Origin of the sequence: Candidatus Pelagibacter sp. Uisw_136 (assembly GCF_047720275.1) — a bacterium.
Lineage (GTDB): Bacteria > Pseudomonadota > Alphaproteobacteria > Pelagibacterales > Pelagibacteraceae > Pelagibacter.
On the sequence record NZ_CP159812.1, the window covers coordinates 1231165 to 1242615 of the forward strand.

At 32.3% G+C, this 11451-nt stretch carries 11 protein-coding genes and 1 pseudogene; 2 read left to right on the forward strand and 10 right to left on the reverse strand.

Translation table 11 applies throughout. The features are described from left to right. Positions 1–25: 25 nt before the first annotated feature. From leuB to ffh, 7 genes and pseudogenes are all read right to left on the reverse strand, one after another. On the reverse strand, positions 26–1132 hold the full coding sequence (gene leuB, locus ABXT53_RS06600; protein WP_415290406.1) for a 3-isopropylmalate dehydrogenase: 1107 nt from the start codon (positions 1130–1132) through the stop codon (positions 26–28). Beyond that, positions 1119–1730 carry a 3-isopropylmalate dehydratase small subunit gene (gene leuD / locus ABXT53_RS06605; protein WP_415278167.1) on the reverse strand — a complete coding sequence of 204 codons (612 nt, stop codon included), beginning with the start codon at positions 1728–1730 and terminating at the stop codon, positions 1119–1121. Before leuD ends, leuB begins: the two co-directional genes overlap by 14 nt. 1 nt (position 1731) lies before the next feature. Continuing rightward, a complete protein-coding gene (gene leuC / locus ABXT53_RS06610) occupies positions 1732–3135 on the reverse strand; it encodes a 3-isopropylmalate dehydratase large subunit (protein WP_415278168.1) in 1404 nt (467 codons plus the stop codon). Positions 3136–3146: 11 nt separating this feature from the next. Further along, the gene (gene rplS / locus ABXT53_RS06615; RefSeq protein ID WP_415290407.1) at positions 3147–3671 is read right to left on the reverse strand and encodes a 50S ribosomal protein L19; all 525 of its coding nucleotides are present in this window, start codon (positions 3669–3671) and stop codon (positions 3147–3149) included. Positions 3672–3687: 16 nt separating this feature from the next. After that, positions 3688–4374, reverse strand: coding sequence for a tRNA (guanosine(37)-N1)-methyltransferase TrmD (gene trmD, locus ABXT53_RS06620; RefSeq protein WP_415290408.1), 687 nt, complete (start codon positions 4372–4374; stop codon positions 3688–3690). 161 nt (positions 4375–4535) lie between these two features. Beyond that, positions 4536–5135: pseudogene (rpsP, locus tag ABXT53_RS06625) on the reverse strand (30S ribosomal protein S16); the annotation flags it as partial. Between the two features lie 14 nt (positions 5136–5149). Continuing rightward, the gene (gene ffh / locus ABXT53_RS06630) at positions 5150–6508 is read right to left on the reverse strand and encodes a signal recognition particle protein (RefSeq protein ID WP_415290409.1); all 1359 of its coding nucleotides are present in this window, start codon (positions 6506–6508) and stop codon (positions 5150–5152) included. A 159-nt stretch (positions 6509–6667) separates the two neighbouring features. Here ffh and dapF point away from each other — a divergent pair, with 159 nt between their 5' ends. After that, positions 6668–7492, forward strand: coding sequence for a diaminopimelate epimerase (gene dapF / locus ABXT53_RS06635; protein WP_415290410.1), 825 nt, complete (start codon positions 6668–6670; stop codon positions 7490–7492). Continuing rightward, a complete protein-coding gene (gene ftsY / locus ABXT53_RS06640) occupies positions 7492–8409 on the forward strand; it encodes a signal recognition particle-docking protein FtsY (RefSeq protein WP_415290411.1) in 918 nt (305 codons plus the stop codon). The genes dapF and ftsY overlap by 1 nt, the downstream gene beginning before the upstream one ends. On the opposite strand, the gene ABXT53_RS06645 is transcribed toward ftsY, so the two are convergent. From ABXT53_RS06645 to ABXT53_RS06655, 3 genes are all read right to left on the reverse strand, one after another. Continuing rightward, positions 8402–8965: a hypothetical protein gene (locus ABXT53_RS06645; protein WP_415290413.1), complete on the reverse strand. Its 564-nt coding sequence runs from the start codon at positions 8963–8965 to the stop codon at positions 8402–8404. The genes ftsY and ABXT53_RS06645 overlap by 8 nt on opposite strands. 67 nt (positions 8966–9032) lie before the next feature. Next, positions 9033–9929: a DMT family transporter gene (locus ABXT53_RS06650; RefSeq protein ID WP_415290414.1), complete on the reverse strand. Its 897-nt coding sequence runs from the start codon at positions 9927–9929 to the stop codon at positions 9033–9035. 182 nt (positions 9930–10111) lie between these two features. Next, positions 10112–11449 (reverse strand): amidase, encoded by a 1338-nt coding sequence (locus tag ABXT53_RS06655; RefSeq protein ID WP_415290415.1) that lies wholly within the window; start codon positions 11447–11449, stop codon positions 10112–10114. Positions 11450–11451: the final 2 nt, after the last annotated feature.

The window sequence follows — 11451 nt, forward strand, 5'->3', positions numbered from 1 at the left end:
CCAGAACTCTAGAATAATTATTTAATTATTGCAATTTTGAAATTATCGCATCACCCATAGCTGATGTTGATACTTCTTTTTTTCCCTCAGATATAATGTCTTTTGTTCTAAGACCGTCATTTAAGACTTCTTGCACAGCTTTTTCTAATGCATCAGCTTCACTATCTAAATCCAATGAGTATCTTAAAGCCATTGCAAAACTTAAAATCGAGGCTATTGGGTTTGCAATTTCTTTTCCAGCAATATCTGGTGCTGAACCATGAATAGGCTCATACATAGCTCTCATTTCCCCATCTTTATTTTTTGCACCTAAAGAAGCTGATGGTAATAGACCTAGAGACCCAGTTAACATTGAGGCTTGGTCGGAAAGCATGTCTCCAAATAAATTGTCAGTAACAATTACATCAAATTGCTTTGGGTTTTTCAATAATTGCATTGCACAATTATCAGCAAGCATATGACTTAATTCTACATCTTTATATTCTTTGTCGTGTAGTTCTTGAACTTCTTCTTTCCAAAGTTGTCCGGCTTCCATTACATTCGACTTTTCACATGAGGTAACCTTATTTGATCTCTTTCTTGCTAGATCAAAAGCTACTTTTGCTACTCTAACTATTTCACTAGTTGTATATGAGTGGGTATTAATCCCTTTTCTTTCACCATTTTCTATTGGCTTAATTCCTCTTGGCTCACCAAAATAAATTCCACCTGTTAATTCTCTAACTATCATAATGTCTAATCCAGATACAATTTCTGGTTTTAGGGTTGAGGCATCAACTAATTGCTCAAAACAAATTGCAGGTCTTAAATTTGCAAATAGTTTTAATTCTTTTCTTAATTTCAATAAGGCTCTTTCTGGTTTTTTTGAAAAATCTAAGTTATCCCATTTTGGTCCACCAACTGCACCCAGCATAACAAATTCACTTTCTAAAGCTTTGTAAAAAACTTCATCTGTAATTGGTGTTCCATGTTTATCATAAGAACAACCACCAGCTAAATCTTGATCAATTTCAAAATCTAGAGATTTATTTGAATTCAACCATAAAATAACTTTTTTAACTTCTTGAATAACTTCAGGTCCAATACCATCCCCGGGTAGAAGTAAAATTTTTCTTTTTTTAATTTTTATCATTAAATATCCATGGTTTACTATTTTTTAAGTTTTCTTCAAAGGTTGTGATTTTTTCTTTTTTAGCTAATGACAGCGCAATATCATCAAGCCCTTCTAGTAAACATTTTTTCTTAAAAGGATCAATGTCAAACTTGATTTCACTATTTCCAAAAATTATCTTTTCTTCATTTAGGTCTATTGAAATTTCTTCTTTTCTTTTTGAATATTCTGATAATTCTTTTATTTTTTCTTCTGGTAAAGTAATTGGTAAAATTCCATTTTTGAAACAGTTACTGTAAAAAATATCAGCATAACTAGAGCTTATCACACATGTAATTCCAAAATCTAAAAGTGCCCATGGCGCATGCTCTCTTGATGAACCGCAGCCAAAGTTTTTTCCTGCAATTAAGATTTTTGATTGATTGTGAGGTTCTTGATTTAGAATAAAATCTTTTATTTCATTTCCATTATCATCATACCTCATTTCAAAAAATAAGTTTTTTCCTAACCCTGTTCTTTTAATTGTTTTAAGAAATTGTTTTGGAATAATCATATCTGTATCAATATTTACTATTGGTAAATATACTGGGATACTTGTAAGTGAGTTGAATTTTTGCATTTTAGTTTTGATACTTTCTAACATCATCTAAGTTTCCAGAAATTGCAGCTGCTGCTGCCATTCCAGGACTGACTAAATGTGTTCTTCCACCTCTACCCTGTCTTCCTTCAAAATTTCTGTTTGAAGTTGAAGCACATCTTTCTCCTTGTTTTAATTTATCTGCATTCATTGCAAGACACATTGAGCAACCGGGCTCTCTCCATTCAAAACCTGAAGCTATAAATATTTTATCTAGGCCTTCCTGCTCTGCCTGCTCTTTAACTAAGCCTGAGCCTGGAACAACCATTGCATGAACATGGGATGCTTTCTTTTTATCTTTTAATATTTTCGCAGCTTCCCTTAAATCTTCAATTCTTCCATTCGTACAACTTCCTATAAAAACCTTATCAATCTTAATGTCTGTAGCTAGTGTATCAGCCTCTAAACCCATGTAATTTAATGACCTTTCTAAAGAGTTCCTTTTGTCTTCATCTTGTTCATTTTTAGGATTTGGAACTTTGCCATCTATAGTGATTACATCTTGTGGAGAAGTTCCCCAGGTAATCATAGGTAAAATGTCTTCTGCTACTAAATCTATTTCTTTATCAAATTTAGCTCCATCATCAGTTTTTAAACTTTCCCAATATTTCATAGCCTTATCCCAATTTTCATTTTTTGGAGACATCGGTTTACCTTTTAAATATTCAAATATTTTTTCATCTGGAGCAATTAATCCTGCTCTTGCTCCTCCCTCAATAGTCATATTACAAATTGTCATTCGTTGTTCTACACTTAAAGATGAAATTAGACTGCCAGCATACTCAATAACCGACCCTGTTCCTCCTGCAGTTCCAATGTTTCCTATAATTTGTAAAATTACATCTTTAGAGGTAACACCAATTGGAAGTTTTCCATTAACATTAATTCTAAAATTCTTTGCTTTTTTTTGAACCAATGTTTGTGTTGCTAAGACATGTTCCACTTCGGAAGTACCAATTCCAAATGCCAAAGCACCAAATGCGCCATGTGTTGCTGTGTGACTGTCTCCACAAACAATTACTGTTCCAGGTTGTGTAAAACCTTGTTCTGGACCAATGATATGAACAATTCCTTGTCTCTTGTCATTCATTCCTAAATACTGAATTCCAAATTCTTTACAATTACTTTCTAAAGTGTCTACTTGAATTTTAGATTCTACATCTGCTATTCCTTTAGATCTATCAGTAGTTGGAACATTATGATCTGCAACTGCTAGAGTTAAGCCGGGTTGTCTAACTTTTCTATTAGAGTTTCTTAATCCTTCAAAAGCTTGTGGACTTGTAACTTCATGTACTAAATGTCGATCAACGAATAATAATGCCGTGCCATCATCTTGCTGATCTACTAGGTGATCGTTCCAAATTTTATCGTAAAGAGTTAAAGGCATTGAAAAAAAAATTATTTTTTTTCTTCTGATTTTTCTGTTTTAGGTTCTACTTGAACTTCTGGTTGTTTTTCAGGTTCTGCTTGAACCTCTGTTTGTTTTTCTGCTTCTACTGCTATTGGTACTGAAGTTTCTTCAGTTACTATTTCTGGTTTCACAGCAACTTCTATACCAATTTTTTTTCTAATCCTTTCAGCAATTCTAGCTGATTTACCGGTTCTATCTCTTAAGTAATATAATTTTGCTCTTCTAACTTTACCATGACGAATAACTGTAATTGTATCTATAACAGTACCATACAGTGGAAATGTTCTTTCAACACCCTCACCAAATGAAATTTTTCTAACTGTGAATGAAGAGTTTAAATCTCTATTTTTTCTAGCTATACACACACCTTCAAAATATTGAATTCTGTCTTTTTTACCTTCGGTAATTCTCACACCAACTTTTACTATATCTCCTGGAAAAAAATCTGGAATTTTCTTCTCAGCTAATATTTTTTTTACATTATGTTGGTTTATTTCTTCAATTGTTTTCATAGTAGTATTTATCAAGTTAGTTTTTCTTATATTTTTCCCACAAATCTGGTCTTCGGACGCGTGTTATAGCCTCTGATTGTGATAAACGCCAGTCTTTAATTTTGTTGTGATCTCCTGATAATAGTACTTCTGGAACACTTTTTTCCTCCCAAATTTGAGGTTTTGTGTATTGGGGATACTCTAAAAGCCCATTCTCAAAACTCTCATCAGTCTTTGACTTTTCATTTCCCAAAACACCTGGCAGCAACCTAAGAATGCTATCTAAAACAACAAATGATGCTGTTTCACCTCCAGATAAAATAAAATCTCCTATGCTAAGTTCTTCTATATTCCTTGTAGATAATAATCTTTCATCAACACCTTCAAAATGACCACAAATTAAACTAATAGATTTTTCTTTTGATAATTCTAATGCTAATTTCTGATCAAGTTTTTTTCCTTTTGGTGATAAATAAAAAATTCTTTCTCCCTCTTTTTTATTTTGATCAAGAGATTTTGCTAAAATGTCAGCTTTCAATAACATTCCAGATCCACCTCCAAAAGGAGTATCGTCTACTGTTTTGTGTTTATCCTCAGCAGCCTCTCTAATATTAACAACTTTTAAATCCCAAATTTTATTTGTTAAAGCTTTTCCATATAGCCCTTTATTTAAAGGGCCAGGAAAAAAATCAGGATAGAGTGTAAATACTTGAGCTTGCCACATAACTCCAACTATTTAGCTTCTGCTGCTGGAGCCGCTTCTGCTTTAGGAGCTTCTTCCTTTGGAGCTTCTGCTGCTGGAGCCGCTTCTGCTTTAGGAGCTTCTTCCTTTGGAGCTTCTGCTGCTGGAACTGCTTCTGCTTTAGGAGCTTCTTCCTTTGGAGCTTCTGCTGCTGGAGCCGCTTCTGCTTTAGGAGCTTCTTCCTTTGGAGCTTCTGCTGCTGGAACTGCTTCTGCTTTAGGAGCTTCTTCCTTTGGAGCTTCTGCTGCTGGAACTGCTTCTGCTTTAGGAGCTTCTTCCTTTGGAGCTTCTGCTGCTGGAGCTGCTGCTGCTGCTGGAACTGCTTCTGCTTTAGGAGCTTCTTCCTTTGGAGCTTCTGCTGCTGGAGCTGCTTCTGCTGCTGGAACTGCTGCTGCTGCTGGAGCTGCTGCTGCTGCTGGAGCTACTTCGTCTCCTTCTTTTTTTCTTTCTTTTTTAGGAATAGCTTTATTTGGATTACTACCGTTTGCAGGCATTGCTATAATACCATTTTCACCTAAAATTCTTGCAACTCTAGTAGTTGGTTGAGCACCTTGACCTAACCAATATTTAATTCTTTCTGCTTCTAGTCCTACTCTTTCTTTTTTATCTTTTGGTAAAAGAGGATTAAAGAATCCTACCTTCTCAATAAATCTTCCGTCTCTTGCACGACGACTGTCGGCTATAACTACTTTGTATACTGGTCTTTTCTTTGTTCCACCTCTTGATAGTCTTATTTTTATCATTTCTTTTCCTTTTTTTATTTAAGTTGATTTAGTAGCTCTGGAGGTATTCCTTTATCAGACATACCCTTCAGGTTTCCTTTTGACATCTTCTTCATCATTTCAGACATCATTTTAAATTGCTTAAGCAATTTATTGATAGTGGCCGCATCTGTTCCAGAGCCATTAGCAATTCTTTTTTTCCTAGAACCATCAATGATTTTAGGATTTCCTCTTTCTTTTTTTGTCATAGATAAAATGATTGCTTCATTTTTGGTAATAACGCTTTCATCAATTCCCGAAGCATCCATTTGTGATTTCATTTTAGAAACACCTGGCATAAACGACATAATTCCTTCTATGCCTCCCATTTTTTTCATTTGTCTAAGCTGTGTTAAATAATCTTCCATAGAGAATTGTCCTTTTTTTAAATTCTCTTCTGCTTTTTTTATATTCTCATCACCAAGATCTTCTGCAGCTTTTTCGACAAGAGAAACGATGTCTCCCATACCTAATATTCTATTAGCTATTCTATCTGGGTGAAAAACCTCTAAATTTTCTATTTTTTCTCCTACCCCTAAAAACTTAATTGGCACTTGAGAAACATATTTCATACTAAGGGCCGCACCACCTCTTGCATCACCATCAGCTCTTGTTAAAACAATACCAGTCACATTTACAGTATTCTTAAATTCTTTTGCAACTTCTGCAGCAACCTGTCCTGTTAAAGAATCTGCAACTAAAAATACCTCCGTTGGGTTAATTATACTTTCTATTTGTTTAATCTCACTCATCATCTGAAGGTCTATTTGTGTTCTGCCTGCTGTATCAAATAATATAATCTCTGCACCATTTAGGTTTGCAGCACTAACTGCTCTTCTACAAATATCTGCTGGTAGCTGCCCTTCAATAATAGGTAATGTTAAAATATCATTTTGCTCTCCTAATGATCTTAGTTGTTCTTGTGCAGCTGGCCTATACACATCAAGACTGACCATCATTATTTTTTTCTTTTTATTTTTTTCTAAATATTTGGCTAATTTTGCTGTTGTTGTAGTTTTACCAGAACCTTGAAGACCTACCAGCATCATTGGAACTGGCGGAACTGCATTTAAATTAATATCTGTGTTACTTTCACCTAAAAGGCTTACTAGTTCATCATAAACAATTTTAACAACCATATCTCCTGGAGAGGTTGATCGAATTATTTCTTGACCCATAACCTTTGGCTTAACTTTTTCTATAAAATCTTTAGTTACATCTAGAGACACATCGGCTTCTAATAACGCCTGTCTAATACTTCTTAAGCCTTCATCTACTTGATTCTCATCAAGTGAAGCTACTTTTTTTAAAGAAGAAAAAATTTCTTCGAATTTATTTGTTAAGTTTTCAAACATATTTATTACGCACAGCAGTTTCGCACTAGTGGGCGAATATCGCTGACTAGTGTTGATCTCTTTGTCTCCAAAGACACCACAAATTTAACGTTTTTGTGGAAACGAGAACAACCTATAATAGAGGTTCAAAAAGTCAATAAATAAGTTAAATATCTACATATGGATATTAAAGCATTTAAAATGGATGGTTTGGGCAATGATTTTGTAATTATCGATCAAAGAAGCCAGGATTTCAATTTAAATAAAGATCAAATAATTAAAGTATGTGATCGTAGTTTCATTGGATGTGATCAACTCATTCTAATTAAGAAAAATAAAGAAATAGATGCAGATGTAGAATTCTATAATTCAGATGGAAGTGCATCTGGTGCTTGTGGAAATGGCACGAGATGTGTGGCAGATCTTCTATCAAAAGAAAGTGGTAAAAAAGAAATAACGCTCTTAACAGCTTCTGGCTCTCTAAAATCAAAAATTTTAGGAAATAATTTAGTTGAGACTGAAATAGGTTTGCCAAAAGTTAATTGGCAAGAGATTCCTCTAAGTAAGCAGCTAAATACACAAGACTTAAAAATTGAAATTGTAAATAAAAATAACACCAAACATATTGGTGGAACAGCCATAAATGTAGGCAATCCACACATAGTTTTTTTTGTAGACGATATTGAAGCATTTGACTTACAAACTATTGGTCCAAAAATTGAAAATCATCCACTATTTCCAGAAAAATGTAATGTGACCTTGGCAAAAGTTATAAATAAAAATTTAATAAAAGTAAAAGTTTGGGAAAGAGGAGCTGGACTTACCAAGGCTTGTGGTACTGCAGCTTGTGCAACTGCTGTTGCAGCTAATATTAATAATCTGGTAGAAAAAACTACAGATATAGAGTTTGCATTAGGTAATTTAACAATTTCTATTGATGAAAGAAATAGCATTCATATGAAAGGACCCGTGTCTGATATCAAAAATATCGACATTAAATTATAATGGGAATTTTTGATAAATTTAAAATTGGTTTTAAAAAAAGTGCTTCTGCATTTACGTCTGGTTTAAGAGATATAATTGTAAAAAAAGAGATAGATGACAGAACATTAGATCAAATTGAAGAATATTTAATTCAATCAGATGTTGGTCTTGTTGCAGCTGAAGAAATTAAAAAAATTATTGCTCAAGAAAAAATTGACCCAAAAAAAGATATTATGAATGAGGTAAATTTAATTCTTAAAAACTATATAATCACTTTAATGAAACCTTTGGAAAATGAGAATTTTTTTAATAAAAAAGAAAAGCTCAACGCAGTCCTAGTATCAGGAGTTAATGGAGTTGGAAAAACAACAACTATTGGAAAAGTTGGTAAAATTTTAAAATCTAACGGTAACAAGGTTATGTTTTCTGCTTGCGATACGTTTAGAGCAGCTGCTATAGAGCAATTAGAAAGCTGGGCTGATAAAATTGATGTACAAATTACAAAGACTACTCAAGGATCTGACCCCGCATCAGTTGCCTACAAAGCAATTGAAGAAGCATTAAAGGGTGATTTTAATCATGTTTTAATTGATACAGCAGGGAGATTGCAAAATAAAAAAAATTTAATGGAAGAGTACAAAAAAATTGCCCATGTAACTAAAAAAATAGATCCAGATGCTCCTCACGATGTAATCCTGGTGCTTGATGCAACCTCTGGCCAAAATGTTATTAGTCAAGTAGAAGAGTTTAATAAAATTATACCTCTTACTGGTTTGATAATGACAAAATTAGATGGCACTGCAAAAGGAGGAATTTTATTAGCACTTGCTAAAAAATATAAGCTTCCAATAATTGCTCTTGGACTTGGTGAAAAAGAAGATGATTTACAAATTTTTAATGCAGAAAAATTTGCTGAAGCATTTACTCAAATTAATTAATCAGATTATTAGAAATTAAAGGTTTGTAGTAGCTACATTTATAATTTTCTTTAAGATATGAATGTCCACAATTTTTTGCAATTGATGAAATTATAAAATCAAACTTACCATTTGATGGATATGAATTTAATTTTTTATTAGCAATATCAAATTTAAAATTTTTTTTTATATTTTTAATTGCACTAATCATTACTAGGGTATTATTATCTTTTAATAAATAGTAAGCAAAATCTTCTGGGAAAACTGGATAATCATAACCTTCTAAAAGGAATTTTGCCTGTGATGGAAACCATTCGTATGAAATTAATGGTGATGAAATTTTTGTTTTATAATTATAAATATATAAGTCTTGAGGGAAATCTGTAACATAATTATAATCCTCACCTCTTGCTAAAATAGCTTTATCTCTAGTTTTAAAAAAAAGAGAAAAACTCTTATTATGTGAATTCATTTGACCTACATGAAAAAGTTTATCTACATACGATGTCTTCTCTTCTGCAAGACCAGAATTTAAAAAACAAATTAATACAAAAAAATTTATAACAAATTTATTCATTATTTTTTTTACTATTAAAATTTGTAAATTATTTGTTCAGATTGTGGCTTAATTTAAACCTTTTATTTTATCGAATTTTCTTTTTAATCAAAAATATTCCCAAAAAAACTAGAACTGTGCCTAAGTAATGAAACGATTCTAATTTTTCATTGAAGAAAAGGGTTCCATAAACCGCACCATAGACTGTATAAAGATATAAAACTGAACCAGTTATTGATGCACCCAATTCCTTGTTTACAAAATTAAATAAAATAAATGCTATTATACTTGGGGAAATTGCAGCAAACAAAACCCAGAATAAAAACATTAAATTATAATTTGTTTTAGAAATATATGTTTCTTCTAGAATAAAAAAAGGGAATAGGCTGATTGCACCAAACATTGCTATAAGAGAAAACCTTTCTAGTATTGGCATTGATGATTTCCAATGAAATAAATAGACCGTATAAAGAGCCCATCCCAATGAAGCGCCTAACATCCAAAGGTCCCCAGAAGTAAATTTAAGTTGGAAAAGTAATCCTAAATTACCTTTAATAATAATTGCAATCACACCACAAATACAAATTGTAACTCCCAAAATTCTCACTAAGTTTATTTTTTCTCTAAAAAATAATGTAGATATTAGGATTATAAATATTGGAGAAGAAGAATATATTATCCCCATATTTATAATTGTTGTAGTTTTTCCAGCAATAAATGGAAATGCGCCACATATACCACAAGCCAATAAACCTAAAATGAATATTTTGCTTATCTCATTTTTATATTCTTTATAATTTTTTAATAAATATTTAAAAGTAAATGGTAATAATATTAAAAAACAAACTAACCATCTCCAAAATGCTAAAGATATTGGGGGAACAAAATCAGCTGCACCTCTGGCAACTACTAGATTACTAGCCATAAAAATTGGCTGAATAAATAGTAATAAAAAAGGTAAATAATTATTTTTAGAATTATTCACTACAAGTAGAAAATTATTTTTTATCGAAGAAGGCTTCGTAAAACATCATGAAAATTGCTATAGCCATTAAAATATATACTGGTAGCACATCCCAAAAACCTATCATTGAAGATCGCGTCAAAGTTGTTGCAAGCCCAACAAGAAATAGTGTTGCAAGGAGTGAGCCTAAAAGTGTTGTTATTTTATTTAGCATATTTTTTACAATTTTTTTCTAACCAGTTAGCTACACCTAAAAACCTTAAATCATCTAGTCTGTCTCCAATTAACTGTAAGCCTAATGGTAAGTTATTTGCACCAGTAAGTAAAGGTAATGAAATAGTGGGCAGCCCCATGTAAGTCCAGATAGTACAAAATTCTGGGCTTCCTGTACTCTTTAAACCCTTTGGCGCAACACCTGCAGAAGATGGACTCAATACACCATGATAATCTTCAAAAACTTCCTTATAAGATTCATAACTTCTTTTCATAAAATCAATGGCTTCTGCGTAATCTTTAGCTGAGTACTTCATGCCTCTCTCGATTGCACTTACCATTTCTTTTGAGAGTTTTTTTTTAGACTTTTTATAATAACCTTGAAAATTATTAGCCATATCAGTTTCATGAATTATTTTATGGTATTTTGGAATATCATCAAAATATGATGGTGTATCGAACACTTCTACATTTTTTTTAAAAGTTTCTATAAAAAGTTCAAAAGATTTTTGCGATTCTTTATCAATGTTTTTCCAGTTTTTAGTTTTATAAAAAATAAATTTTGGTTCATACAGCGGTCCTTTTTTACAAAACTTTAACATTTCATCTGCCGCATAATGAACAGTTGATGAATCATATAAATCTTTTTTAATTAATGATTTTGCAAATAAGGCAACATCTTCAACAGTTTTTCCAAATACTCCAATATGATCTAATTTATCAGATTGCCTCATAACCCCACTCCTAGAAATTAATCCATAAGATGGTTTGTAACCAACAACCCCACAATAAGAAGCTGGTCTAATAATTGAGCCATTAGTTTGTGATCCAATCGCTAGTGGAGCCATATGTGCTGCTACTGCTGCTGCAGAACCACTTGAAGATCCTCCGGGTGTTCTTGAATTATCGTGTGGGTTAGTAGTTTTTCCAGAATGAAAATATGCAAGTTCTGTAGTTACAGTTTTTCCCATCACTATTGCTCCTGCAATCTTAAGTAAATTAACAACTTCAGAGTCCTGTGAGCTTGGCATTTTTTTTCTTAGCGGAGTACCACATTCTGTGGGCATTTCAAAAGTACCTATGATATCTTTAACTGCAATTGGTAGTCCGTGTAGTGAGCCTAGAGGTTTTCCTGATTTTCTATATTCATCAGCTTCTGCAGCTTTTTCTAAAAGTTTTTTTTTATCAAAATATTCCCAAGCCATTACATCTTTTTCAAATTTTTCAATTCTTTCAATATATAAAGTGCAAGCTTCTACAGAAGAAATTTCACCTTCTTTTAATTTTTCAACCAATTTGTTGGTTGTAAGAGAAAATATATCTATCATTT